General features: G+C 39.1%; 23 protein-coding genes. 10 read left to right on the top strand and 13 right to left on the bottom strand.

What is annotated here, in order from left to right:
* Positions 1–438 precede the first annotated feature (438 nt).
* From MMP60_RS15625 to MMP60_RS15615, 3 genes are all read right to left on the bottom strand, one after another.
* Entirely contained in the window at positions 439–993 is a 555-nt protein-coding gene (locus tag MMP60_RS15625; protein ID WP_087547939.1) for a peptidylprolyl isomerase, read from the bottom strand.
* A 135-nt stretch (positions 994–1,128) separates the two neighbouring features.
* Positions 1,129–2,199: an alpha/beta hydrolase gene (locus tag MMP60_RS15620; protein WP_241337253.1), complete on the bottom strand. Its 1,071-nt coding sequence runs from the start codon at positions 2,197–2,199 to the stop codon at positions 1,129–1,131.
* Between the two features lie 716 nt (positions 2,200–2,915).
* Positions 2,916–3,770, bottom strand: coding sequence for an MBL fold metallo-hydrolase (locus MMP60_RS15615; protein ID WP_241337252.1), 855 nt, complete (start codon positions 3,768–3,770; stop codon positions 2,916–2,918).
* Positions 3,771–3,877: 107 nt separating this feature from the next.
* Between MMP60_RS15615 and MMP60_RS15610 the strand changes: the two genes are divergently transcribed.
* The 3 genes from MMP60_RS15610 to dnaK all read left to right on the top strand — a co-directional run bounded on the left by MMP60_RS15610 (position 3,878) and on the right by dnaK (position 7,577).
* Positions 3,878–4,771 (top strand): LysR family transcriptional regulator, encoded by an 894-nt coding sequence (locus tag MMP60_RS15610; RefSeq protein WP_241337251.1) that lies wholly within the window; start codon positions 3,878–3,880, stop codon positions 4,769–4,771.
* Positions 4,772–4,930: 159 nt separating this feature from the next.
* A complete protein-coding gene (gene grpE, locus MMP60_RS15605) occupies positions 4,931–5,476 on the top strand; it encodes a nucleotide exchange factor GrpE (RefSeq protein ID WP_241337250.1) in 546 nt (181 codons plus the stop codon).
* Positions 5,477–5,633: 157 nt separating this feature from the next.
* On the top strand, positions 5,634–7,577 hold the full coding sequence (gene dnaK / locus MMP60_RS15600; RefSeq protein ID WP_241337249.1) for a molecular chaperone DnaK: 1,944 nt from the start codon (positions 5,634–5,636) through the stop codon (positions 7,575–7,577).
* 47 nt (positions 7,578–7,624) lie between these two features.
* On the opposite strand, the gene MMP60_RS15595 is transcribed toward dnaK, so the two are convergent.
* On the bottom strand, positions 7,625–8,509 hold the full coding sequence (locus tag MMP60_RS15595) for an MBL fold metallo-hydrolase (protein WP_241337248.1): 885 nt from the start codon (positions 8,507–8,509) through the stop codon (positions 7,625–7,627).
* A 197-nt stretch (positions 8,510–8,706) separates the two neighbouring features.
* Between MMP60_RS15595 and MMP60_RS15590 the strand changes: the two genes are divergently transcribed.
* From MMP60_RS15590 to MMP60_RS15575, 4 genes are all read left to right on the top strand, one after another.
* Positions 8,707–9,123 carry a hypothetical protein gene (locus MMP60_RS15590; protein ID WP_241337247.1) on the top strand — a complete coding sequence of 139 codons (417 nt, stop codon included), beginning with the start codon at positions 8,707–8,709 and terminating at the stop codon, positions 9,121–9,123.
* Entirely contained in the window at positions 9,120–10,028 is a 909-nt protein-coding gene (locus tag MMP60_RS15585) for a matrixin family metalloprotease (protein WP_241337246.1), read from the top strand. Before MMP60_RS15590 ends, MMP60_RS15585 begins: the two co-directional genes overlap by 4 nt.
* 381 nt (positions 10,029–10,409) lie before the next feature.
* The gene (locus tag MMP60_RS15580) at positions 10,410–11,342 is read left to right on the top strand and encodes a matrixin family metalloprotease (protein ID WP_241337245.1); all 933 of its coding nucleotides are present in this window, start codon (positions 10,410–10,412) and stop codon (positions 11,340–11,342) included.
* A 318-nt stretch (positions 11,343–11,660) separates the two neighbouring features.
* Entirely contained in the window at positions 11,661–12,044 is a 384-nt protein-coding gene (locus MMP60_RS15575) for a hypothetical protein (protein ID WP_154650428.1), read from the top strand.
* Between the two features lie 51 nt (positions 12,045–12,095).
* Here MMP60_RS15575 and MMP60_RS15570 read toward each other — a convergent pair whose 3' ends face one another.
* From MMP60_RS15570 to MMP60_RS15550, 5 genes are all read right to left on the bottom strand, one after another.
* On the bottom strand, positions 12,096–13,391 hold the full coding sequence (locus MMP60_RS15570) for a lytic murein transglycosylase (protein WP_241337244.1): 1,296 nt from the start codon (positions 13,389–13,391) through the stop codon (positions 12,096–12,098).
* Between the two features lie 578 nt (positions 13,392–13,969).
* Positions 13,970–14,941, bottom strand: coding sequence for an acyl-CoA desaturase (locus MMP60_RS15565; protein WP_241337243.1), 972 nt, complete (start codon positions 14,939–14,941; stop codon positions 13,970–13,972).
* A 301-nt stretch (positions 14,942–15,242) separates the two neighbouring features.
* Complete coding sequence (locus tag MMP60_RS15560; protein WP_241337242.1) at positions 15,243–16,364, bottom strand: 5-(carboxyamino)imidazole ribonucleotide synthase; 1,122 nt, start codon at positions 16,362–16,364, stop codon at positions 15,243–15,245.
* Between the two features lie 11 nt (positions 16,365–16,375).
* A complete protein-coding gene (purE, locus tag MMP60_RS15555) occupies positions 16,376–16,888 on the bottom strand; it encodes a 5-(carboxyamino)imidazole ribonucleotide mutase (protein ID WP_208727585.1) in 513 nt (170 codons plus the stop codon).
* 134 nt (positions 16,889–17,022) lie between these two features.
* Positions 17,023–17,322 (bottom strand): DMT family protein, encoded by a 300-nt coding sequence (locus MMP60_RS15550; RefSeq protein ID WP_241337255.1) that lies wholly within the window; start codon positions 17,320–17,322, stop codon positions 17,023–17,025.
* Between the two features lie 265 nt (positions 17,323–17,587).
* Between MMP60_RS15550 and mpl the strand changes: the two genes are divergently transcribed.
* Entirely contained in the window at positions 17,588–18,949 is a 1,362-nt protein-coding gene (gene mpl, locus MMP60_RS15545) for a UDP-N-acetylmuramate:L-alanyl-gamma-D-glutamyl-meso-diaminopimelate ligase (protein WP_241337241.1), read from the top strand.
* 247 nt (positions 18,950–19,196) lie between these two features.
* Here mpl and MMP60_RS15540 read toward each other — a convergent pair whose 3' ends face one another.
* From MMP60_RS15540 to MMP60_RS15525, 4 genes are read right to left on the bottom strand one after another with little or no spacing between them, the layout of a single operon-like run.
* The gene (locus MMP60_RS15540; protein WP_241337240.1) at positions 19,197–19,940 is read right to left on the bottom strand and encodes an SDR family oxidoreductase; all 744 of its coding nucleotides are present in this window, start codon (positions 19,938–19,940) and stop codon (positions 19,197–19,199) included.
* Positions 19,941–19,957: 17 nt separating this feature from the next.
* Positions 19,958–20,656, bottom strand: a complete 699-nt coding sequence (locus MMP60_RS15535) for a histidine phosphatase family protein (protein ID WP_241337239.1) — start codon at positions 20,654–20,656, stop codon at positions 19,958–19,960.
* Positions 20,653–21,774: a phosphotransferase family protein gene (locus MMP60_RS15530; protein WP_241337238.1), complete on the bottom strand. Its 1,122-nt coding sequence runs from the start codon at positions 21,772–21,774 to the stop codon at positions 20,653–20,655. Before MMP60_RS15530 ends, MMP60_RS15535 begins: the two co-directional genes overlap by 4 nt.
* Before the next feature lie 15 nt (positions 21,775–21,789).
* Positions 21,790–23,019, bottom strand: coding sequence for an acyl-CoA dehydrogenase family protein (locus MMP60_RS15525; RefSeq protein WP_241337237.1), 1,230 nt, complete (start codon positions 23,017–23,019; stop codon positions 21,790–21,792).
* A 106-nt stretch (positions 23,020–23,125) separates the two neighbouring features.
* Here MMP60_RS15525 and MMP60_RS15520 point away from each other — a divergent pair, with 106 nt between their 5' ends.
* Together MMP60_RS15520 and MMP60_RS15515 are read left to right on the top strand one after the other, a co-directional pair.
* On the top strand, positions 23,126–24,058 hold the full coding sequence (locus tag MMP60_RS15520; protein WP_241337236.1) for a LysR family transcriptional regulator: 933 nt from the start codon (positions 23,126–23,128) through the stop codon (positions 24,056–24,058).
* Positions 24,059–24,344: 286 nt separating this feature from the next.
* Positions 24,345–25,301, top strand: a complete 957-nt coding sequence (locus MMP60_RS15515; RefSeq protein ID WP_241337235.1) for a TerC family protein — start codon at positions 24,345–24,347, stop codon at positions 25,299–25,301.
* Positions 25,302–25,353: the final 52 nt, after the last annotated feature.

Here is a 25,353-nt window from a genome sequence, read left to right as displayed (position 1 = left end):
TGATCTTCTCGATGATTCGTCATCATCAAGCTAGGTCGGCTATGTTACTCTAATCTATACTAAAGTCAACAGGTAATTTCGATATTTTTAAAACCCACCAATCACTCCAAGAATCTAACCTTTCTAGCCAAATCCTTGTTTCTCAACAAGTTTTTATCCGCATCACCGCCGATGGATGTGCATTCTACAGCATTTCAGGTCCAACGCAACACCTTTTAAAAATTTAATAATTCGGTTGTTTTATTTTTAAACCATAACCAACTCAAATTACTGATTTATATCATTTAAATTTATTTAACTACTTTAAAAAACAGCTTTAATAACATAAGTAACTGTAATTTAAAGACTTTTTGTTAAATATGGATGTAATTCCATCTAATTTTAAATGATCACATAAATTAAAGCAGAAATATTTCATTCATATTTCTGCTTTGCTTTTTATTTCTTAGTCTTTATCTGAACACTCATAATTTTAATTGGTTGCTTAGGGACATTTTGATGCATTCCATAGTTACCTGTAGGAACACTAACAATTTTATCAACAATATCCATTCCTTTCGTTACTTTACCAAATACAGCATAACCAGCATCCATTTGTGAACGATTTAGGAAAGTGTTGTCAGCAACGTTAATAAAAAATTGACTCGTAGCAGAGTTAGGATCACTAGTACGTGCCATTGCTAAAGTACCGCGTGTATTTTTCAAACCATTATTTGCTTCATTACTAATAGGTGCTTTAGTTGTTTTCTCAATCATATTTACATCTAAACCACCGCCTTGAACCATAAAGCCTGGAATAACACGATGAAAGATCGTACCTGCATAGAAGTTACTTTTTACATAGCTTTCAAAATTCTTTGCAGATATAGGGGCTTTATCATCATAAAGCTCTATCTCAATATTCCCCATACTGGTTTTCATATCAACCATCGTATTTGCAAATAAATGGCTGCTGGCTAATAGTAGGCTCGTTGTAATCAACAACTTTTTCATGATTGCTTTTCTCTAATTTAGATGAGTGGTCAGTTGTAAATCATAATATTAAGTTTACAAATTTATTTTTGCTATTTCTTATTTGTTATCTGAAATAAAAACCTATGTTCCACGTGAAACATAGGTTTAATTAAATTAATGGTGCTTATCCCAAAACTTTCTAAAGTTCTTTGCAATCTCAATGGTATTCCGTTTAGCCTTGCTAGAAACAGGCGTTAAGTTAATAAACCCATGTGTTTGATCTGGATAATCCACATAATCAACTTTAACACCACTTTGTCTTAACTTATGGCTATAGATCTTTCCTTCATCATGTAACAAGTCATGACCCGCTGTAACCACGAAAGCTGGCGCTAATCTTTTAAGATTACCAAAGGTTGGAGAAATTAATGGATCATCTAAAGCAACTTGATGATGGTTTGAATAGTATTTGGTAACGTAGTCCACATCTCTGCTTGTTAACACTAAACCTTGACCATAGGCGTAGAAAGAAGGGTGTTTACTTTTAAAATCAACAACTGGATAAAAAAGTAATTGTGCTTGTGGTGCATAGGACTTTCCGACAGCATTTTGTGCAACCACGGTACTAATATTCCCACCTGCACTATCACCTGCAACAGCAATACGGTTTTTATAAATTTTAAGTTGACGGCGATTTTGATATACCCATGCCAACGCATCTTCACAAGATTTAATCAATAACTGTGGTGATGCTTCAGGTGCAAGCGGATAATCCACACTCAAGACTTGTACTTTTGCATACTTGGCAATCAGGCGACAAGCTTCATCATGTGTATCCAGTCCACCCACCACAAATCCACCACCGTGGTAAAACACGATCATTGGTAGTTTTTTATTTGTGGCTGGGTGATAGTGTCTTGCGAAGACTGTGCCACTCTGTAAAGGCAGACGAATATCTTCAACAGATTCTATAAATGTCGATTTGTTTAGAATTGCGAGCATTTGAGCGTCAAACTGACGTCGAGACTCAATTGGATCGTCTCCAATAAAACCTATACGTCCTTGTTTAATTTGAACCGCCATTAAGCACTTAGTGAACGCATCTAAATCTGGGTATTGGTAAGGATAGCCTAGAAGCTTAGCAAGAGATTCTTGTACGATTTTGGGCAACTTATCTAATGCTCGTGCAGCAGAACCTTGTCCTTTGTCTAAAATCATCTGAATTTTCTGAGGTAATGCTGACACGTTCTTCCCCTTTCTCGCTCTGTCCATAGTTCTTGTTCCGATCGACTATATGCCTTTATAAAGTCGTAGATCAAGATAAAGAATTCAAAATTATGCTGTAACCTAAATGGCTTGCTTTAAAAAGTCATTAACCATTCTGCTAATCACTACTTGCTTTTTATGCCAATAGATATTGCTAAAAATATAAAAATACTTTTAAAGCGACGCTCTATTTCTAAACTGAATTGTATATTCGACTCAGCTTGAATCTAAAATATCGATATTGATTGGTTTAAACTAATTGGGTATTTAAGCCCACAAGATATAACGCCAGAGCAAGTTTAATCACATCCATTGCTACATAGAGAAAACAACAAATTTGCATCTATGACAACAAATCAAAAAGAGGAATAAAGCTATTTTTGATTTGAATCACCTCAAGTCCATATCTACAGATAAAATTATTCATTTCACCAACCCACCTATGATCTCGCCTCCGCTTTGCATTCTATGTCCGAGATCAACTTAGTAAATAGCAGAATCAAATCCAATATGGAAAACTTAGGTTCATAGAAATGACCAAAACAACTGGCTAAATGATTTGGATTTGTTGGCAAGTTTCATCTATGTTGTCGTTGTTATCCAATCAGAAAACCGTATCATTGTTTTTTAAAATAAGCAGAAAATAAAAAAACCGTGAATTATTCTCACGGTTTCAAGTATGTTCTAGTGTGTATTTAAGGCCATTGCATCTCACCTTTAACGACTTTAGCGCCTAACTCTAAACTGCCAGATTCAGCTAAATCTGGATATTGTTTTTGCATCATTTGGATTAAATCAGCTGAGCTTTTTGTTGCCTTCGCAACTTTTTCATACTGTTTTAAATAATCAATTGAAAAATTAACGGCATTCAATCCTTCTGCTGCCCCTTCTTTCATATGTGCAGGCACAACAACTTTAGGATTTAATGCTTTAATATTTTCTAATGCTTGTATTACTTCATTGCGATCTTTTGTCGTAGGTGTATCCGCCATCCATAAATGTATACCTGATGAAACTGGAATACCCCCAACAACCGCTTTGGTACTCGGAATCCATAAATAAGTCAGTTCTTTTTGACCTTTAATTTCGATACTTTCATTTTCTAATTTTAAAGTTTTAGCTGTGTATGCTTGCGGAACAATAATTTTGCTCGGTGCATTGGCGCCCATTTTCGGTCCCCAATACGCGACTTTCAACGCTTGTGTATCCTGAATATGTTTTACCGTTTCTGGTGTCGCAATAATTTGCACATTCGGGAAGTATTGTTTAAAGACATCTAAACCAAAATAGAAATCTGGATCGCCATAACTGACAAAAATAGTTTTCAAGGTTTTCCCACGATCTAAAATATCGGCAGCAATACGCAAAGCTTCTGATTTAGAGAATTGGGCATTGACTAATAAGACTTCTTTATCCCCTTCAATTAAGGTAGACGTCACACCAAAGTGTTCAGGTTTTGCTAAAAAATTTTGGATTTTTAAATCTTGTGCAGAAGCGACTGATGTTGCTGCTAAAGTAGTTAAGGCAATCGTATAAAGTTTGATATTCATCTTATCGTCTCCAATCTGATAAGAGCTACTTTACGTTGCAATTATTGCTGAATAAACACACTAAATTAAGATAAAATGTTGCATATATTGCAACAATGATAATAAATATGGATACCTTAAAAGCCATCCAAGTCTTTGTTTGTATTGCCCAACAAGGCAATCTTAGCAAAGCCGCTGAACATCTCGATTATTCGAAAGCCATGGTCTCTCGTTACTTAGAACATCTCGAGCAAACGTTTTCAACTCGACTGTTTCAACGCAATACGCGTAAAGTTTCACTGACCCCAGCAGGCGAAAAAGCATTGTTGTATTGTGAAAATATTTTACAACAGCAACAACTTCTCGAAGGCTTAGCTGCACCTGAACAACATCGCGGTACGATTCGCTTTACCTGTGGCTTGTTTTTATTTCAGTTGGGTGTCAATGAATGTATAAAACAATTTAAGCAACGTTACCCACAGATTCATTTTGACGTGTATTTAACTGAAGATACCGTCGATCTCATGGATGCTCAAGTTGATCTAGCATTACGTATCACCCAAAAAGTCGCGGATGGTTTAATTGCACGCCCCGTCTGCCAAATCGAATCGGTCTTTTGTGCGCACCCACATTATTTACAAGACCACACTCCCCTGTTACACCCAAGCCAACTATTGCAACATGAGTGCATTGCACATCACACACATAACCAATATTGGACCTTATTTGATACAGATCAGCAACCGCAGAACTACCCTTTAAATGTTAGCTTTAAAAGTAATGATGTGATTGCGCTTTACCAAATGTGTCTCAAAGCTGAGGGTATTGCGATGCTACCAACTTTACTGGTGCGCAAGGATATTGCGCAACAGCATTTGCAACAGGTATTTACAGATTTTTCTGCACCTGATCTGACCTTGTCCTTAGTCTATGCTTCAAGGCAACATTTACCCAAAATGACTCAAGAATTTATTGCTTTCGTGATCGAAAACTTAGGTTTTTACTTAAATCAACAAAATTAAAAGATTTAAATCAACCTGAACGCTTGAATTTTGTCGCGTTGCCCATACTTCATCCCTATCTATGAATGACGAATATGTGGCGGTTCGGGTTTGACCCTATAAGCATTCACGCTAAAAGGACTGTACATGTTTAAGAACCTTTTTAAACGGAGATCATCAATGGCTAATGAGCACAATGAGCAAGCTCAAGACATTCAAAATGAGCAACAAACTGAACAAACTCAAGCTGAAGGTGTAGAGCAAGCAAACGAGCTTAGCGTTGAAGATTTACAAGCGCAAATCACCAAACTTGAAGAAAGTTTGAAATTAGAAAAAGCTCGTACAGCCAATGCAGTTTATGAAGCACAGAAAAGCGTAGAACGTATCCAACGTGAATCTGAAAAGCATAAAGAAACCGTGCTAGAGAAATTCGCAAAAGAACTTTTGGATTCTGTCGACAACCTTGAACGTGCGATTCAAGCTGCGGGTGAAGAAGAGACACCTGTACTTGAAGGTGTAAAATTAACGTTGAAATCACTATTAACTGCACTTGAGAAATTTGGCGTGGTTGAAGCAGATACCCAAAATGGTTTCAATGCCGATTTACACCAAGCGGTGGGCATTGATCCAAATGCTACTGCCAATCAAATTGGCACTGTTTTACAGAAAGGCTATACCTTAAATGGTCGCCTACTCCGCCCAGCAATGGTTTTGGTCGGTCAGTAAAACCTAGTTTTTTGAGAGTTTTTTGATTTTTTTTCATAAATATGCTTGAAAAAAACCGATTCACTCTCATATCGAATAACAAGCAAATCCCCTTTTTAAGTCTCCTTGACCAAAGAGGAAATTAGGGGATTCACAAAATTTTAGAGGAACATCCCAAATGGCAAAAATTATTGGTATTGACTTAGGTACTACCAACTCATGTGTTGCTGTACTTGAAGGCGATAAAGTAAAAGTAATCGAAAACGCAGAAGGCGCACGTACAACTCCATCAATCATTGCATACAAAGATGGTGAAATCCTAGTTGGTCAAAGTGCGAAGCGTCAGGCTGTCACTAACCCAAAAAATACATTGTTCGCGATCAAACGTTTAATTGGTCGTCGTTATGAAGATCAAGCGGTACAAAAAGATATCGGTCTTGTACCTTACAAAATCATCAAAGCAGACAATGGCGACGCTTGGGTTGATGTAAACGATAAAAAATTAGCACCTCAACAAATCTCTGCTGAAATCTTGAAAAAGATGAAGAAAACTGCAGAAGATTATTTAGGTGAAACGGTTACTGAAGCCGTGATTACGGTACCTGCTTACTTTAACGATGCACAACGTCAAGCAACTAAAGATGCAGGTAAAATTGCAGGTCTTGATGTTAAACGTATCATTAACGAACCAACTGCTGCTGCGCTTGCGTTCGGTATGGACAAAAAAGAAGGCGATCGTAAAATCGCGGTTTACGACTTAGGTGGTGGTACATTCGACGTATCAATCATTGAAATCGCTGACCTTGATGGCGACCAACAAATCGAAGTGTTATCAACCAATGGTGATACTTTCCTTGGTGGTGAGGACTTTGATAACGCATTAATTGAATTCTTGGTTGAAGAGTTCAAGAAAGAACAAAGTGTGAACTTGAAAAATGATCCACTTGCGTTACAACGTTTGAAAGAAGCTGCTGAAAAAGCAAAAATCGAGCTTTCTTCATCGAATGCAACTGAAATCAACCTGCCATACATCACGGCTGATGCGACTGGTCCTAAACACTTAGTGATCAACGTAACGCGTGCGAAACTTGAAGGCTTGGTTGCTGATTTAGTTGCTCGTACCATTGAGCCTTGCCGTATTGCGCTTAAAGATGCTGGTCTTTCGACGTCTGACATCTCTGACGTAATTTTAGTTGGTGGACAGTCTCGTATGCCACTTGTACAACAAAAAGTACAAGAATTCTTTGGTAAAGAGCCACGTAAAGACGTGAACCCTGACGAAGCAGTTGCGATTGGTGCAGCGATTCAAGGTGCGGTATTGTCTGGTGACAAAACTGACGTACTTTTATTAGACGTAACACCGTTAACACTTGGTATCGAAACCATGGGTGGCGTATTAACAGCAATCATTGAGAAAAACACAACGATTCCTGCGAAGAAATCTCAAGTGTTCTCTACTGCTGCTGACAACCAACCTGCTGTCGACATTTCAGTGTTCCAAGGTGAACGTAAAATGGCTCAACAAAATAAATTGTTGGGTAACTTCCAATTAGGCGATATCCCACCTGCTCCACGTGGTGTACCGCAAATTGAAGTATCGTTCGACATCAACGCTGACGGTATCTTGAAAGTATCGGCTAAAGATAAGAGCACTGGTAAAGAGCAATCAATCCAGATTAAAGCAAACTCAGGTTTGTCTGATGCTGAAATCGAAGCAATGATTAAAGATGCTGAAGCGAATGCTGAAGAAGACCGTAAGTTTGAAGAGTTAGCAAAAGCACGCAACGAAGCGGATGCTTTAGTGTCTAGCTCGAACAAAGCAGTGAAAGATCTTGGTGACAAAGTCACTGAAGATGAAAAAACTGCAATCGCGACTGCGGTTTCTGAGCTTGAAGCAGCAACCAAAGAAAATGATGTTGAAGACATCAAAGCGAAAACTGAAGCTTTACAAAACATCTTGATGCCGATCACTCAACGTGCTTATGAACAAGCACAAGGTGCTGGCGGTGCAGAAGGTTTTGATCCAAATGCATTCCAAGGTGGTGATGCAGGTCAACAACAGAAAGCGGACGATGGCGTTGTAGATGCTGAGTTCACAGAAGTAAAAGACGACAAAAAATAATTTGTCTCTTTAAAAAAAACCGCGCTTTTGCGCGGTTTTTTTATGTTTTAAAGTTCTGTATTTTGATCAAAATACAGTTCGCCTAAAATCGGCATAAACAAAGGTATAACGCCACAGGCTTTTATTTCATCAAGAAACTCAGGAATGTTCACCCCAGGTAATAACTGTGGTGGTGCATCAATCGGTGTCACCATGCTATCCCAATGACATGGAATAATGTATTTGGGTTTTAGCAAACGCACCACATCTTTGACATAATTGGGGCGATATTTCCGTCCAATCGCACATAGACAGACGATATCTGCCTGCCTGCCCTGCAACTCTTGTTCAATAAAATCGGCTGAATCAATATGTACAACACTAAGCTGCCCCGTATTAATCCACCAATTAAAAACTTGCCCATGCCGTAGATGATGAAATTTCGGTGGAAACGGTGGTGGTGTGGTCATATCCCCTGGTAATGGAACACGACCAAACAATGCTTTACCATGAATGGATGGCAGACCAACCACTTGCCATTTTCCACATTGAATCGCTTCCCGCCCCGTTGTCTCAAGCATTTGTTGCTCAGATAAACCTGCTGATCGTCCATACATTAAAGTTGCTTGCGAACCAATTAACCTTGCCCCAGTTTGTTTACAAAGCTCTGGTGCATCCAGAATATGGTCATAATGTGCATGCCCAATCAGTACATCATCAGCGTATGGAATATATTGTTTAACTAATACTGGATCACTCAATAACGGTTGGCTAAAGGTTTGCCAAAGATTAGGACGGCTAATAAAAGGGTCAAGTACAACTGTACGATGCTGATCAGAAAGAATAAATCCCGCTGTCCCCAAATATTTAATTTTTAAATTTTCAGCTTTTGCCTGAGCTGGAGAAGTGGCAACCCATGTTGAATCAGGTGCTTTCAGTAAATATTTCAGCATGCATATTCCTTTGCATTTTATGTGTTGATTGGTATTTGATCAAAGTCTCGTAAATATGGCAGCTGTAGACATGAATAACAAGTAATAGCCAAAATTCGAGCACATTCAATTATAATCAATCAAGTAATATCAATTTGATACAGCTAAAATATTGTATGTATAATCTAAAGCATTAAAACATCACACTATTTATAAAAATGAAAACTGACCCCATTATCACCAAAACCAAATTTAGAGGAATGCTTCTTGCATCTCTACTCTGTGTCTTTATTAGTACAATCTTTGATGCATATGATGAAACATCCATCTTGATTAATGAGGCTTTATCAAAGGATCCCCAAAACTGGGAGTTAGCCATTACCTTTATTCTTTCAATTGGTCTTTTTGTTGTAGCGATAGGTTTACTTCTATTCAAAGAATGGGCAAGAAAATTATATGTTTATAGCTTTTTCCCTCTCTTACTCATTTATCTCTTACCTAGTTTTTCTTGGATATTCATATCGGGTCTAGGTGCTATTTTTTATGAAATAAGCTGTATTCTATCTACATTAATCTTGGGAATTTTGATTGTACCAAGCCTATACCAACCCTTATTTAAAAAAAATATTGAATGAAACGAATAATTTTTATTGTTATCGCAGTTTTCATCCTATGGTCGGGTTATCAAACTCACCAACACCCTCAACTCAAATTTAACTCATTGGCCGACCGTATGAGCAGCCCACTAGATACACGACTGCATTATCGAATTGCTGAAGTCGACTCTCGTTTTAAACTAAGTATTGAACAGGTTAAAGCAATAACTCAGCAGGCAACTCAAATTTGGAAAGATGGTACTGGGCAGGATTATTTTGTCTATGATCCAAATGCCAAACTTGCAATCCACCTGATTTATGACGAACGCCAGTTTGAAAGCGAACAACGTCGAGAACATTTAAATCAGCTCGAGTCGAATCAGCAGGTTTGGCTTGATAAAAAAGAACAATTAGATCAAATTGAACGAGAAGTAGTTCAAAATAAACAGTTTTTAGATCTCAAACAACAGCTGTTAAATCAACAAATTCAGCAATACAATCAAGAACAGCTCTCTACTCAACAAAATCAATCTGCTTTTGAAAATCCTGAATACGCTCAACAACGACAACAGGAACTACAGCAAAAAATTGAATTAATTCAACAAGAAATAAATACACATAATCAAAAAATCAATCAATTAAACCAGCAAGTTGATGAACTTAATTCACTTAATCAACAACTAGATTCCTCCGTCACACAATACAAACAACGCTTTCAGCCCCATTTATTCCATAAAGGTTTATTTAATGGTAAACAGATATTAATTTATGAGTTTGAATCTGAAGATGATCTAAAATTAACGCTAGCACATGAATTAGGTCATGCCTTGGGTCTACAGCATGCAAATGATCCACAGGCGTTGATGTATCCAATGATGCAGGATCAAGATATGGCTCATTTCCGTCTGACTCCAGCAGATCGTAATTTGTTGTTAACGAGATAAGCTCAACAAGGCTGATGATCTCATCAAAGCAGAAAAAGGTTAAAATTCCAGTGGACTTTAAATGTCACAAACAAACAATTTTTCACTAAAAAGTAAAATAATTCCCATTTTTTCGTAATCTTTACAAAAGTTAACAATTTGATGGTTTTCTCACTTCCTTTTAGGGAGTTTTTATCTTTTTAAATTTAATACTTTGATATTCTTTGATTTAAGAATAAAAAAAAACAAATATGCTCCTTTTTCATTCTGTAAATCATTCGATTCATTTTTTTATTTATTAGAAAAAAATCACACTTTTTACTTATATTTATTAAATCTATAGCGTTTTGACGAACCCAAAAGATTGCTTAAAAATAAGCTTTATTCAGGGGGAGATTACTCATGCGCTACCATCATTTTGCTTTTTTTGCTGCATGTATATGTATGGGAATATCTAACCTCAGTTATGCGCAAAATAACTCAACAAATACTGACACGCACACACATGAACTGGTGAAAGCTCCTCTACATTATCGTATTGCTGATATTGACCCTCGATTTAACTTAAGCACACAACAAGTACTCGAGTTAACCCAACAAGCTGCTCAGATTTGGGAAAAAGAAACAGGTCAACAACATTTTATTTATGACCCTCAAGCAGAGTTCACGATTAATCTCATTTTTGATGAACGCCAACAACGCAGTACTGAACGTGTTCAAAACCTAGATCAACTTAAGCAACAACAAGGGCAATGGGAACAACAAAATAAACAGTTACAACAGTTCAAAGATGAGGTTCAAAAAACTACCCTTTTGATTGCCAGCAAACAATCTCAACTGGCAGCACAATTTCAACAGTATAATATTGATGTACAACGTTTTAATCAGATGCGTTCTTCTTCTAAAGAATTAGCAGACCAGTTGACCCAACGTCAAAAAGTATTGCAGCTTCAATCTGCTGCGTTGCAGCAAGAAGTTCAACAGCATAACCAGAAAACTCAACAGCTGAATCACGATATCAAAATACTTAACCAAAATAATAAACAATTGGTTGCCTCAGCCAATCAATTTAACCAGACCTTCGAACCACGCTTGTTTCATAAAGGACATTTCAATGGTAAACAGATTTATGTTTACGAGTTTTCATCTAAGAATGATCTACGTTTAACACTTGCACATGAATTTGGACATGCGCTAGGGCTAGAACATACCAATGATCCAACATCATTGATGTACCCCATCATCCAACAGCAAAATATTCAGAAATTATCACTCACAGAAGCAGACCGAGACCTTGTTAGGGCAACTACCCCGATCCTATCTGCAAGCAACTAAGTACATCTCTTCCTAATAAACTGATCAGTTAATATATTTGGTAGCATAAAATGGCACTTATTCTTGTGAAATAGATCGTGCTTGAAATATTCCTCGTGATTTCAGATCTCAAATATGTCGCCACACATTAGAAAACGGAACGTAAAAAGAACTTTCAACCAACAAATAGTAGTTTAAAACGACTTCCTTTTTGTGGTTAAGCCTCAATCATTAAGATACAACAGCTATATAAGATGATGTTTTTAAAAGATAACAAGAATGAGCAATTCTTTTGATTTATTCATGCTATTGTGGTGTCAAAATATCATCTTAGTCTTAATGGAGATCAGCATGAGCTATTATCATATCTTAATTGAAGTGAGTGACCACATCAGTACGATTGAACAGACTCGTGATATTGAAATTTTGGATATTCAGGATCTTAGTCCATATCTTCATTCGATTTTGATCCCCTATTTCAATGAGCATGAATTAGAGCTTGAAGATGAAAATCTTGCGTATAATGAAGTGTTGCATCTCGAAATCAAACAGACGCTCTTACCAATTGAGCACTTGATTGAAGAAGAACAAAAACAATTACCAAGTGATACCGATGTCACAATTACTGCCTATGAGATTTTTAATGACCGTGATCTCAGCCAAGATGTCACTGCTGTGATTTTTGATATTTTAGAAGCTATAAAGCTAGATGCTGCTCCCTAAATAAAAAAGGTCTGCTCATACGCAGACCTTTTGACTTGCTTCAATAGATTTTTATTGCATCATTTGCTTGGCTTGCTCTTGTCTAAATGCACGTAAAATCTGCTGTCCAGCGCGACCTGTTGGATTCAAACCTAAACGACTTTGCTCTTGACGAATAGCTTGACGACTTTTATCCCCAATCAATCCATCTACAACACCAATATCATAACCGCGCTTAACCAAAAACTGCTGAATTTCACGACGCTCTGCACGAGACGTCCCCGCATCATCGGTTGGCCATGGTGTTAAAAATGACGCCCCGCCCTTCAAGCGATCGGATAAATGGGCAATCGCCAAACCATAACTTTCAGCGGCGTTATAACTATAAATCGCATCAAAATTTTTAAAGACCAAAAATACTGGGCCATTTGCTCCTGCTGGTGAAATCAACCCCGCTGGCGTACTACCCGATAAATTACCTTGAATTAAAGCTGTACCATCAGCACGTATCAGTCCTTGCTCAATCCAACTATTTAGAGATTTTTTATTACGACGACTTTCACCCGCAATCGACATACCTTGTGGAATTTTCACTTCAAAACCCCATGGCAATCCTGTTTGCCAACCTGCTTGCTTTAAAAAGTTTGCAGTTGAAGCCAAAGCATCTGCTGTACTTGAAACTAAATCACGGCGACCATCACCATCAAAGTCTACCGCCAAACGTTCATAAGTCGATGGCATAAACTGGGTATGCCCAAATGCACCTGCCCAAGAACCATAAAGCTGATCTTGGGTTAAATCACCGCGCTGTAAAATACGCATCGCGGCAAAAAGCTCACCTCGGAAATAACTTTGACGACGTCCCTCACAACTTAAAGTTCCTAATGCTTGCAATAAAGGATATTTACCTGAAATATCTCCATAATTACTCTCTACTCCCCAAACTGCCACCACAGTTTCCGCAGGTACGCCATAAGCCTGTTCAACCCGATTTAAAACAGCACGATGTTGAGCAAGTTTCTGCTTACCTGTTTGGACACGCTCATCATCAACCAAACCTGATAAATAGTCCCAAATTGCAGTTGAAAACTCAGGTTGATAATTTAATTTATCAATCACTGAATAATCGGGGTTTAGGTTTTGGGTATAGCGATCATAGCTCGAAGCCGAAACACCAGAAGCAATTGCTTGCGAGCGTAAATTTGCTAAGCAACCTTGAAAATCTGAATTTGAAGTATATGTACTCGGACGTGAAACAATTGTTGCAGAAGGAGAAAATGCTGCACCATTAATCACAAGTTCAGCATGTGCCTGACTGAAAAACGTAAAAAAGGCAGTGCCTAGAAAAAAAGAAAAATAATGTTTCATGACTTAACCAAAATATTTGAATTCAAATTTCCATATCACCTTAACACGCTGCTTGAGTATGTATCGTTTGGAAACGTAACTTTGAATTCATTTTTTGTTTTTAAATTTAAAACGTTATGTTTAAATTCAAAATGAACACATGTTTTTAAATTTAAAAGCTACCAACACCGCAATTTGAATTCAAAATACGCAATTCAACCAACAGAAATTTTAAATTCAAAAGATAACTTCATATCGATCATATTTTTGAATTCAAAAACCCCCACTCAACTTAAATTCATTCCAACCCATTAAAACAGCTTAAATACACCAATTATTCCTTACATTTCATAAAATTAAGATCAAAAAATAAATATCCACAATCTAAAAATTTAAATTAGAAGCACAACCATACTCGTATTTTTAAATTTAAACCGCACTCTTTCACAACCAACCTAATTTAAATTCAAATCTTTCACATAATTTTAAATTCAAAACCAACCACCAAGTTATCCACAATCTATTTTACATTTCATCAACCAGTGGCATAAAACGATTAAAAAAAGACTCGATGAAAAATTTCATCGAGTCTTTTTTATTTAACGAATCAAGCCCAATACAGGACATTTATAAGGCACTTTATTCCCAGTACCCTGTATAGCTCGATAAGTAAGCGCATGTAAATTTTTACGATATGGTACAGCTTCAGGCAATACAATATCCCATACCAAACCCAAATTATTGAGTGCATTGAGCGCCCACCAACCTGGGTCTGGCTGGTTTGCATAGATACCCAAAATTGCTGACTCTGGATAAGCATGGTGATTGTTATGCCATGATTCTCCCATCGTAATATAAGAAGCCCACTTTACGTTATGCCCCTGAACTGCAGCACCCACAACCTCATTATCCATTTCCCCATGATTATGGGCAAAATAACCAATCAACCAATGACCTGTAACAGACACCACTATACGAGCTGAAATCCCCCAAATCACCCACGCAGCCCCACCGCAAGCAAATAAAATGAGTGCTAATGGCAACTGCTGAAACATCCACGTTTTTTCCATAAATCGATAAACAAAATCATCTTTTAAACGGGATTCAGGCGTAAAAACAGGAGGATGTTCGAGTTTCAGATCACAATGTAATTGCCACCAACCATCCTTCAAAATATTCTCGCCATGACGTAAATAGGAATGACAATCTTTCTGCCTTTGTGCCCAATCCCTTAAATCATGTGTATGTACCATGCCAAACGGTCCAGCCAACCCAACAAGCACACCAAGATGAACCAAGAAATACTCCAACCACTTAGGGCATTGATAACTATGGTGAATCAACTTACGATGCATTCCCAACGAATGACCAAAGCATAGTGTAAATGCTGTCGCAACAAGAAAGACCAATAAAGCATCGAGAGAAAAAGTTAGCACCCCGCCCACCACAGCGATCAGCAAATGACTAAACACCCATAAAGATTTTACAGGCGACCACTTCACATCACCATCAAGCGCATTCGTTAAAGGGTTTTGCATTTTTATTCGAGCAATTTCAATTTTGTCAGACATAGACAATCCTTAAAGTTTATAAAAATTTTTGAATTTAATTTCTCTTTTCATCAATTAGAAGTAAGGCTTATTTAGCAAGTAATCGATTTTTTTATACAATATCAGGAATATCTTAACCACGCGTCATTATTTAAATTCAAATCTTTTACATAATTTTAAATTCAAAACCCACCACCAAATTATCCACAGCCACACCCACCATAACAATCCATAATTTTTTAAATTCAAAAACTTTAAATTTAAAAATCATACGCAATAAAAAAAGCGATCCGAAGATCGCTTTTAGATAATGTGGATAAGTTTAGAGATTCATATCATCTGTTAGCGCTAATGGCACAGGCAAAATCTTTGCCAATTGACGACACAATACGGTCAATTCATCACTATTGTTCGGCATCAAAGTAATATGACCAAGCTTACGACCTGTACGCTCAGACTTATTATAAAGATGTAAATGCGCACCTTTCAGTGCCAAAACATCTTCTGATTTCGGGTGTTGACCAATGATATTAATCATCACTGTTGGACGAACAACATCGGTTGAACCGAGTGGCAAGCCTGCAACCGCACGAATATGATTTTCAAATTGCGAGCAAATCGCACCTTCAATTGACCAATGACCTGAGTTATGGACACGACATGCCATTTCATTGGCATATAAACCTTGCTCAGTCACGAACAGTTCAAGTGTCAATACACCCACATAATTGAGGTGATTCAACAAACGAGTAATATAATCTTGCGCAACTGGCTGTAAATCTGTGCTATTTGGTGCAGGAACAATAGAGTGTGACAAGATACCATTGTGATGGTGGTTTTCTGCCAAAGCCCAAGTTTTCACATCACCATTTTGTCCGCGTACTGCAATAATCGACACTTCACGGCTGAATTTCACAAAACTTTCAGCAATCAAGCTTTTTGCAGGCCCTAATTCAGCCCAAGCCGTATCAATTTGATCCTCTGAACGTAACACAAACTGACCTTTACCATCGTAGCCACCTGTTACGGTTTTTAAAACGATAGGTAATCCAAGCACAGCCACGGCTTGCTTTAAGCTCTCTAAGCTATCCACAGCACGATAGGGTGCAACTGGAATAGCCAATTGATCAAATAAAGCTTTTTCAGCCAAGCGGTTTTGGGCTGTTGCTAAAGCAAGGCGAGGAGGGTGTAGTGTTTTGGTTTGGGTCAACACATCTACGTCGGCAACAGGTGTATTTTCAAATTCAAGGCTAAAGACATCGGCACTTGCGATGAAATCTTGTAAGCCTTGTTCATTTTTACTGGAAAATACAGGACCTAAAATTGCTGCAGGACAATTTGTTTCTGCTTCAAAAAAAGTACATTGAAGATTGAGTGGTAAAGCTGCTTGCGCCATCATGCGTCCAAGCTGTCCGCCACCAAAAATACCGATGGTTTTATTCATGATTGGCCTCGTTACACTTGACCAGGAATATTATTGCTCGATACTTTTTCCGTTTGTGCACTACGGAAATCAGCCACATTTTTAGCAATATCTGGACGTGTTAAACCAAGAATTTGCGCCGCAAGAATCGCAGCATTGGTTGCACCTGCCTGACCAATCGCTAAAGTCCCCACAGCAATACCCGCTGGCATTTGTACAATCGAAAGTAATGAATCCACGCCATTTAAAATCGAAGATTTAACAGGCACGCCAAGCACAGGTAAATCAGTTTTAGCAGCACACATCCCCGGTAAATGTGCCGCACCACCCGCACCTGCAATAATCACCTGAATACCACGATCACGTGCTGTTTCAGCATATTCAAACAAACGATCTGGCGTACGGTGCGCAGAAACCACTTCAGCTTCAAAAGGCACACCCAATTGTTTGAGCATGTTAGCGGTATGTTCAAGTGTTGCCCAATCTGATTGAGAACCCATGATAATTCCGACTAAAGGTTGGCTATCTGTTGCGACCGCATTCATTGGCTTTTCCAAAACATGATAAAAATAGAGAAGTATCTCGACTTACGCCAAGTACAAAGGAAGAAATTGGCAAATATTATAGCGGTTTTTTCAAGCATCCCCAACTAAAGAACATTTTTACTGATCCCCAAAAATTAGCTTTGATGACGAAAAACAAAATAGACACAGCCCATTAAACAAAGCATCGCCCAGACATAATCCAACTTGAATGGTTGTTTAAACAGAAAAATCATAAAGGGCACAAACACAATCAGCGTAACGACTTCTTGGGTGATTTTCATTTCGCCCAAACCCCAACCCTGTTGATTTAATAGTTTAGTTGCAGGAATCATAAAACTATATTCCAATAGGGCAATCAACCAACTAAACAAAATCGCTTGCCAAAGCGGCGCATTGTGTAAAATTTTCAGATGCCCATACCACGCCATCGTCATAAAACAGTTAGAAATGATCAACAAACATAATGCTAAAAGTGTAGGGCTCAATCGGATGTCCTTTTATAAAAATAAGGGCTGAATCATTTGCATTTGAATACATCAGAATAACGTTAAAATCACTCAATTTTAAGTTAATAACAACAACGAATTTTGACTATCTTTTCAATGTCAGCCTTGCTATCGTTGCGATTGATTTTTATTGATAACGACAATCATACACACGAGATTAGTGCTGTATGCAAAGCAGTGGAGAAGGCGCATTATGCATCTGCATATTTTGGGTATTTGTGGCACATTTATGGGGTCTTTGGCTCTATTAGCACGAGATTTAGGACATAAAGTCACAGGCTCAGATGCCAATGTTTATCCACCGATGTCAACTCAACTAGAAAATGCGGGTATCGGGTTAATGCAAGGCTATGATCGTAGCCATTTACAACCGCATCCCGATCTTGTCATTGTCGGCAATGCCATGAAACGTGGTATTGATGCGATTGAATACATGCTCAACGAAGGACTCCCTTATATTTCAGGTCCACAATTTTTAGCTGATCATGTACTACAAGGCAAACATGTACTCGGTGTCGCAGGTACACATGGTAAAACCACAACCACAACCATGTTGGCTTGGGTATTGGATCAAGCAGGTTTAAATCCGGGTTTCTTGATCGGTGGTGTGCCGTTAGGTTTTAGTGAGAGCGCACGTTTAGGTGGTGGAAAATATTTCTGTGTTGAAGCCGATGAGTATGACTCTGCCTTCTTCGATAAACGTTCTAAATTTGTTCACTATCATCCAAAAACTGCGATTTTAAATAACCTTGAATTTGATCATGCCGACATTTTTGATGACCTCGCTGCCATTCAAAAACAATTCCATCATTTAGTGCGTACCATTCCAAGTGAAGGTCGTATTATTGCCCCGATTACTGAAACCAATATTGATGAAGTGCTAGAACAGGGCTGCTGGACGCCTGTGGTTCGTACTAGTCTTGAGCCAAATGACCAAGCTGCTTTATCTGCGGCGCTGATCAGTACTGATGGCAGTCATTTTAACGTGCTTGAACACGGTCAAGTGATCGGTACAGTCAAATGGAATATGACAGGGCAACATAGCGTTGCCAATGCTTTGGCGACGATTGCTGCGGCGCAACATGTCGGTGTGTCGATTGAACAAGCTTGTGAAGCTTTATCCAACTTCGGCGGTGTTAAACGCCGTATGGAGCTGTTAGGCACGGTGCGTGGCATCGAAGTCTATGATGATTTTGCCCATCACCCAACCGCAATTGAAACCACGCTGGACGGCGCACGTAAACGTCTAGGCGAACGTAAGTTGTGGGCGATCATTGAACCACGTTCTAACACCATGCGTATGGGCAGCCATAAAGATAGTTTGGCACATTCGGCACGTTTAGCGGATGAAGTGATTTGGTATCAGCCAGAGGGCTTGGATTGGGATCTACAACCTGTCATCTCTGCGTCATCAAACAAGGCTGAAGTCAGCCGTTCATTAGATGACATCATTGCCCGCGTGGTCAATGAAGCAGGTGAGGGCGATGCTGTAGTGATCATGTCCAATGGTGGTTTTGGTGGATTACACCAAAAGTTGATTACGGCTTTATCGTAATCTAGCCGGTAGCCTATTTTCATCATCTAATTTTGTCACGGTATTCACTATCGTGACAGGCGGCATGGATGCCGCCAGTTGAGCAGCGGTTACATGGATGTACCCTCTGCTCAACAAAAGATTTTTGTTACTTTTCATCTTTGAAAAGTAAGGAAATGCCTATACCCAAACAAGTCAATGATTCAGCCTATATGAGGCTGTGCAAACTTGTCGAATAGAGATATCTCCCACCCACTTTAAATTGCAATCAACTCAGTTTATTCAACAATTTCAACGGCAAAATCTTCATTGCAATCCCCATTGGCAACCACGGCCACTGTGGCACATACGCCTTCACAGGCGCTTTCTCAATTGCTTTAACCAAAGCCTTACAACCCGTTTTCTCATCCACCTCAAATGGTAACTTCTTCGCACCTTCATTCAACTCAGTTCGAATATAACCAGGGAAAATCGTCGAGACTTTAATTGGGGTATGCAGTAACTCAGCACGAATCCCTTCAGCCAAATGTGCCACCGCTGCCTTACTGGCGGCATAGGTCGATAAATGCTTTGGTAAACCACGCATTGCACTCATAGAAGAAATCACCACCAAATGCCCTTTATTTTGCGCTCTAAAGATTTCTACTGCTGCTTCACATTGCGCCAATGCCGAAATAAAATTGGTTTCAGCCGTAGCGCGGTTTACATCAAAATGACCCTTACCAATACGACGACCTTCGCCCACACCTGCATTGACAATAATTCGGTCAATTGTCCCAAAATCTTGCTGAAACGCTTTAAATACCGTAAACACATCATCGTAATGAGTGACATCCAATACCTTGATACCCACTTGAATTGAATACTGGCCTTGTAATTCTTGCTTTAGTGTTTCTAAACGCTCTAAACGTCGTGCACACAATGCCAAATTGTAACCTTTAGCCGCAAATTCACGCGCCATGCCTGCGCCCAAACCCGAGCTTGCCCCTGTAATTAAAATGGTCTTTGCCATGCCTGCCACCTATATTTTTAAATCCATGTTAAAAGTTCAGCATCACGTGTTTTTAAATAATGATGCTCATTAAAGCTCAGTAATTGCAAACGTCCATCTGTCCAACGTAGTGTGGTAATACTGGCATTGGCAATCGACCAATTTAGCGCAAAGATCTGCTTTGCATTCAAACCCAATACTTTACCTACCGCCACAGAAATCACGCCGCCTGAACTAAATACGACGGCTTGACGATGCTTTGTCATATCAATACTTTCGCAAAGCGATTGCAGTGCTTGCTCAACACGTGATTGAAAGCCTAACCATGTTTCATGATATTCATAGTCATATTGCGCTCCAATCCAACGATCAATCGCACCATCAAAAATTTTAGCGAGATAAGCACGTGGATTGGCAAGCAAATCGACATCTTGTTTGAGCAATTCAGGCTGATTAAAACGCGGTTCATATTGAGCAAATACATGCTGATGATCAAACTCATTCCACGCCGATTCGGTTTGAATGGATGCATTATGGAAACTTTGCGATAAAGCGAGTTGCGCCGTCTGCTGATGACGTTGCATTGAACCTGCAACCACTAAAGGCGTTTGTTTTAGGGTTTGTTTAAAAAAATCACCCACAACCTGTGCCTGTTGTTCACCTTTAGCTGAAAGCTGATCATAGCTCGCTGCACCAAACGACGCTTGCCCATGCCGCACCAAATAAATCGTGCTCATTGTTTTAAAATATCCTGTAGTTTTGCAGCATATTCAGGAATCAACTGCTGTGCTTCAGTATTGTTTTGGGTTATCAGTTTTAAAGCCCGAATATGTAAGGCATGAATCAAAATCCAAAAACCCTTAAAGGCGGGATTATCAGTTTGCTGATGGTAATAACGATAATAAATCTGTTGCGCAATCACAGCTAATCGGAACAAACCAAACACTTCATAAAAAGCCCAATTCGTTGGTTGCAAACCTGTTTTTTCCAGATAGTAATCCACCACCTGTTGACGTGTCAGCATACCTTTTAAATTGGTCGGTTGACGGCGACTTGATTTCATCAGCACATCATCATCCTCTTGAATCCAGTAGGCGAGGGCACTGCCCAAATCCATCAATGGATCACCAAGTGTCGCCATTTCCCAATCTAGTACCCCAATCACTTGAGTCGGTTGTTGTGGATCTAAGATGACATTATCAAAACGCCAGTCATTATGAATTACACAAGTTTTAGAATCGGCAGGAATATGTTGCTGTAGCCATTGGCGAACAAAGGCAAAATCAGGCACATTCGGCGTGAGTGCTTTGCTATAACGTGCATCCCAACCTTCGACTTGACGGCGACAATAACCTTCACCTTTGCCCAGTTGTTCCAATTCTGTACCTTGATACGGCACTTGATGCAGCTCGATCAATTTATCTAGAACATTCAGGCACAATTGCTGTACCTGTTGCTCATCTAACTGTAATTCTTTCGGTAAATTGGCGCGTGGAATGATGCCCTCAATCCGATTCATCACATAGAAATCACAGCCAATGACGTTCTCATCTTGGCACAATGCCACCATGTCAGGCAGCACAGGGTAGAACGGCGCCAGATGTTTTTGTACCAGATATTCACGCGCCATATCATGCGCTGATTTGGCTTTAGTTCCTTTCGGCGGACGGCGTAAAATCAGATCTGCATTGTCATATTGCAGGCGATAAGTCCAATTGGATGCACCCCCCGAATATTGGGTCACTTGTGCCTGTCCTTGTAGATTTACACCTTGGTCTTTTAACCACATTTCCACTGCGGAAATATCCAGTTCTTCGCCATGACGAACCTGACCACCAACATCAATCACTGCCATTTTCTTATATCCTTATCAACGACCATAGCCACGTTTTTTGAGTTCTAGTTTAGCAATCATGCCCTTATGTACTTCGTCTGGTCCATCAGCTAAACGTAAACTGCGTGCTTGATTAAAAAATGCAGTCAATGGGGTATCACGTGACACACCTTCGCCACCATGAATCTGAATTGCCATATCCACCACGTTTTGCAATACGGTTGGTGCAACGACTTTAATCGCTGAGATTTCCGTGAGTGCCGCCATATTACCTAAAGTGTCCATTTTGTAAGCGGCATACAGCGTTAATAAACGGGCTTGGTCGATTTGCACACGTGCTTCCGCGACTCGTTCTAAATTGCCGCCTAATTTAAGTAACTCTTTGCCAAAGGCTTTACGTGACATACCACGATCAATCATTAGCTCCAAGGCTTTTTCAGCAGCACCGATACAACGCATACAATGATGGATTCGCCCAGGCCCTAAACGCCCTTGCGCAATTTCAAAACCTTGTCCTGCGCCACCAATAAAGTTACCGACAGGTACACGTACATTGTCAAAGCTGACTTGTCCATGTCCATGCGGTGCATCATAGTCACCAAACACGGGGAGCATTCGCTCAATCGTGACACCTTGCGCATCAATCGGTACTAAGACCATCGAATGTTGATGATGACGGTCTTTGCTCTCGTCAGGGGTATAAGCCATGAAGATAATCACTTTGGCATTGGGATCACCCAAGCCCGATGACCACCATTTACGCCCATTCAGGACGATTTCATCACCATCAATCACCGCCGTGGCTTGCATATTAGTTGCATCACTAGAAGCCACCGCAGGTTCAGTCATACAAAATACTGAACGAATTTGACCCGTGAGTAAGGGGTGCAGCCATTGTTGTTTTTGCTCGTCACTGCCATAGCGCCACAACACTTCCATATTGCCGCTATCAGGCGCATTACAGTTAAATACTGTCGGGGCGAGCAAACTACGCCCTGTCAGCTCAGCAATATGTGCATATTCCTGAACGGATAAACCTGCTCCAAGTTCAGCATCAGGCAAAAACATATTCCATAAGCCAGCCACTTTAGCTTTATTCTTGAGCTGTTCGAGCTGCACTGGCCATTGCCATTTCGTCCAGTCCCCATCGACATTTAAATGATGCACTTCATCCCAAAATGCTTTTTCAATTGGTTCTATTTCTTGTTGAATAAAGGCTTGCGTTCGTGCAATAAAATCCTGTGTGCGCTCAGATAATGCAAACATTTGCATCTCCCTTAAGATAAAATTTAGCGAAAAAATCATTCGCTGCTTTACATCACCATAAGCGAAAATTTATTATGAATGAAATGATTTTATTTTATTCAAAACTATGAATCAGATTCATAATAGCAACCCATTGGAAGTGGGACATTTTCATCGAATTGATATTAATTTATATCCGCTTTTTATTGCGATTTTTGAACAAAAAAGTATTTCTAAAGCTGCACAACTGCTCTGTATCAGCCAATCTGCGGTCAGTCATGCTTTACAACGTTTACGTGTACAACTTAAAGATGAGCTGTTTGTGCGTAGTGGGCAAAAAATGCTACCCACCCCCTATGCCGAGCAAATTTATCAGCCAATCCAAATTGCATTATTGGCCATCCAAAATATCGCGATTCCCCAACAAGATTTTCAACCAAGTATGCTGCAAAGTATAAAGATTGCGATTCATGATGAAATCGAACCCATTATTTTTCCTCAATTGGTCAATCACTTTGCGAAACAAAACCTGAATATCCAGTTTTTTAGCTCTAAACTCGATCGTAAAAATATGTTGGCTGATCTTTCTGCACAACAAATTGATTTTGTGATTGATTTAGTACAGCCGTATCAAGCCAATTTACAGTTTGAAAACCTGATTGAAGATCATTTTGTGGTCTGTACTCAGCAAGCTGAAATGGATTTATCCTTGTATTTATCATCACCACACATTGGTGTCTCATCACGGCGTACAGGCTTATTATTGGAAGATATTTATCTTAATCGCCAACAATTGTCTCGACAAATTTTTCTACGTTGTCAGCATTATGCAACAGCGTTACAAGTCTTGGCACAATATCCAAATGCGATTCTTACCATCCCACAAAGTATCCTTAAACATTTGCACTATTCAAAGGATTTACAGATTCATGCGCTCCCCATCGAGTTACCCAAAATCAATATGGGCATGTATTGGCATGAGCATGTAAAATACAATCCTCGACATCAATTTTTACGCACAGAGATTTTGAAAATTTTTAATCCTGACTTAATTTGCTGAAGATTTGCACATTTGCTAAAAATGTGTAATTCTATATACACATTTGGATGTCACCATCCATACAAAATTCGTTTGACAAGGGGAGTAGCCTCTCCAAGCCTAAGGACTGAAATTTAAGTGCTTAGGTGTCAGAGTTTCGTCATTACACTTTGCAAAAAGTCGGACTCTGAGCATCACAACCCATCGTGATGTAGGCAAGACCTTGATCATGTTGAAACAGATGTATTTATTCATCTGGCAACTGGTCAAGGTTTTTTTATGCCCAGTTGCCAGATAGGGAGTTGTGATGGAAACTATCGGTAATCTATGGCTGTACGTCGTATTCTTCGGCCTTGTCACAGTCATGCTTTTGGTCGATTTTTTAGGCTTTAAACAAAAACAAAATCAAGATGTTCCAATCAAGCAAGCCGCTTACTGGAGTATTGCTTGGGTCACTGTAGCAACGCTATTTGGTGGAGGCTTGTGGCTCTATCTACAGCAAACAGTAGGGCTCACCCTTGCGAATCAAAAAACCATGGAATACTTCGCAGGTTATCTACTGGAAAAATCACTGGCAATTGATAACGTCTTCGTTTGGCTCATGATTTTTGCAGCTTTTGCAATTCCACCTGCATTGCAACGTAAAATCTTACTTTATGGTGTATTAGGCGCGATTGTTTTAAGAACCATCTTTATCTTTATTGGTGCTTGGTTCGTTCAAGAGTTTTCTTGGGTACTTTATATCTTCGGTGCATTCCTTGTGTATACAGGTTTTAAATTCCTGAAAGGACAAGATGAAGAAACCAATATTGAAGACATTAAATTACTCAAATGGTTACGTAAACATATGCATATTACCCCACAACTTGAAGGTAATAAATTCTTCGTTCGTCAGAATGGCGTGTTATGGGCAACACCTTTATTTCTAGTCTTAATCTTAGTTGAAGCTTCAGATGTCATTTTTGCGGTCGACTCTATTCCTGCTATTTTTGCGGTGACCAGTGACCCATTCATTGTTTTAACTGCAAACTTAATGGCGATTTTGGGTTTACGTGCAATGTTCTTCTTACTTGCTGGCGCTGCATCTAAATTGCATTATTTACCTTATGGCTTAGGCATTATCTTATTATTTATTGGTGCGAAAATGCTATTGCTCGATGTATTCCATATGCCAATTTGGATTTCACTCGGCTTTATTATTGTAACTTTGACAATCACTGCGTATTTGTCACTGCGTCATAATAAAAAACAATTGCAATCTTAATGCACAACTCAAGGCATCTCATGAAATTTAGATGCCTTGTTCTTTAAAAGAT

It is taken from the genome of Acinetobacter sp. ANC 4805, assembly GCF_022549495.1.
Taxonomy (GTDB): Bacteria; Pseudomonadota; Gammaproteobacteria; order Pseudomonadales; family Moraxellaceae; genus Acinetobacter.
The sequence above is the reverse complement of the archived record's forward strand: the minus strand, read 5'-3'. Positions and strand labels throughout refer to the sequence as shown.

What these genes read in the sequence shown, in the direction of transcription:
- MMP60_RS15625 (WP_087547939.1), bottom strand. Translation starts at nt 993, where the DNA reads ATGAAAAAGTTGTTGATTACAACGAGCCTACTATTAGCCAGCAGCCAT.
- MMP60_RS15615 (WP_241337252.1), bottom strand. Translation starts at nt 3,770, where the DNA reads ATGAATATCAAACTTTATACGATTGCCTTAACTACTTTAGCAGCAACA.
- MMP60_RS15610 (WP_241337251.1), top strand. Translation starts at nt 3,878, where the DNA reads ATGGATACCTTAAAAGCCATCCAAGTCTTTGTTTGTATTGCCCAACAA.
- grpE (WP_241337250.1), top strand. Translation starts at nt 4,931, where the DNA reads ATGGCTAATGAGCACAATGAGCAAGCTCAAGACATTCAAAATGAGCAA.
- dnaK (WP_241337249.1), top strand. Translation starts at nt 5,634, where the DNA reads ATGGCAAAAATTATTGGTATTGACTTAGGTACTACCAACTCATGTGTT.
- MMP60_RS15595 (WP_241337248.1), bottom strand. Translation starts at nt 8,509, where the DNA reads ATGCTGAAATATTTACTGAAAGCACCTGATTCAACATGGGTTGCCACT.
- MMP60_RS15590 (WP_241337247.1), top strand. Translation starts at nt 8,707, where the DNA reads ATGAAAACTGACCCCATTATCACCAAAACCAAATTTAGAGGAATGCTT.
- MMP60_RS15585 (WP_241337246.1), top strand. Translation starts at nt 9,120, where the DNA reads ATGAAACGAATAATTTTTATTGTTATCGCAGTTTTCATCCTATGGTCG.
- MMP60_RS15580 (WP_241337245.1), top strand. Translation starts at nt 10,410, where the DNA reads ATGCGCTACCATCATTTTGCTTTTTTTGCTGCATGTATATGTATGGGA.
- MMP60_RS15575 (WP_154650428.1), top strand. Translation starts at nt 11,661, where the DNA reads ATGGAGATCAGCATGAGCTATTATCATATCTTAATTGAAGTGAGTGAC.
- MMP60_RS15570 (WP_241337244.1), bottom strand. Translation starts at nt 13,391, where the DNA reads ATGAAACATTATTTTTCTTTTTTTCTAGGCACTGCCTTTTTTACGTTT.
- MMP60_RS15565 (WP_241337243.1), bottom strand. Translation starts at nt 14,941, where the DNA reads ATGTCTGACAAAATTGAAATTGCTCGAATAAAAATGCAAAACCCTTTA.
- MMP60_RS15560 (WP_241337242.1), bottom strand. Translation starts at nt 16,364, where the DNA reads ATGAATAAAACCATCGGTATTTTTGGTGGCGGACAGCTTGGACGCATG.
- purE (WP_208727585.1), bottom strand. Translation starts at nt 16,888, where the DNA reads ATGAATGCGGTCGCAACAGATAGCCAACCTTTAGTCGGAATTATCATG.
- MMP60_RS15550 (WP_241337255.1), bottom strand. Translation starts at nt 17,322, where the DNA reads ATGACGATGGCGTGGTATGGGCATCTGAAAATTTTACACAATGCGCCG.
- mpl (WP_241337241.1), top strand. Translation starts at nt 17,588, where the DNA reads ATGCATCTGCATATTTTGGGTATTTGTGGCACATTTATGGGGTCTTTG.
- MMP60_RS15540 (WP_241337240.1), bottom strand. Translation starts at nt 19,940, where the DNA reads ATGGCAAAGACCATTTTAATTACAGGGGCAAGCTCGGGTTTGGGCGCA.
- MMP60_RS15535 (WP_241337239.1), bottom strand. Translation starts at nt 20,656, where the DNA reads ATGAGCACGATTTATTTGGTGCGGCATGGGCAAGCGTCGTTTGGTGCA.
- MMP60_RS15530 (WP_241337238.1), bottom strand. Translation starts at nt 21,774, where the DNA reads ATGGCAGTGATTGATGTTGGTGGTCAGGTTCGTCATGGCGAAGAACTG.
- MMP60_RS15525 (WP_241337237.1), bottom strand. Translation starts at nt 23,019, where the DNA reads ATGTTTGCATTATCTGAGCGCACACAGGATTTTATTGCACGAACGCAA.
- MMP60_RS15520 (WP_241337236.1), top strand. Translation starts at nt 23,126, where the DNA reads ATGAATCAGATTCATAATAGCAACCCATTGGAAGTGGGACATTTTCAT.
- MMP60_RS15515 (WP_241337235.1), top strand. Translation starts at nt 24,345, where the DNA reads ATGGAAACTATCGGTAATCTATGGCTGTACGTCGTATTCTTCGGCCTT.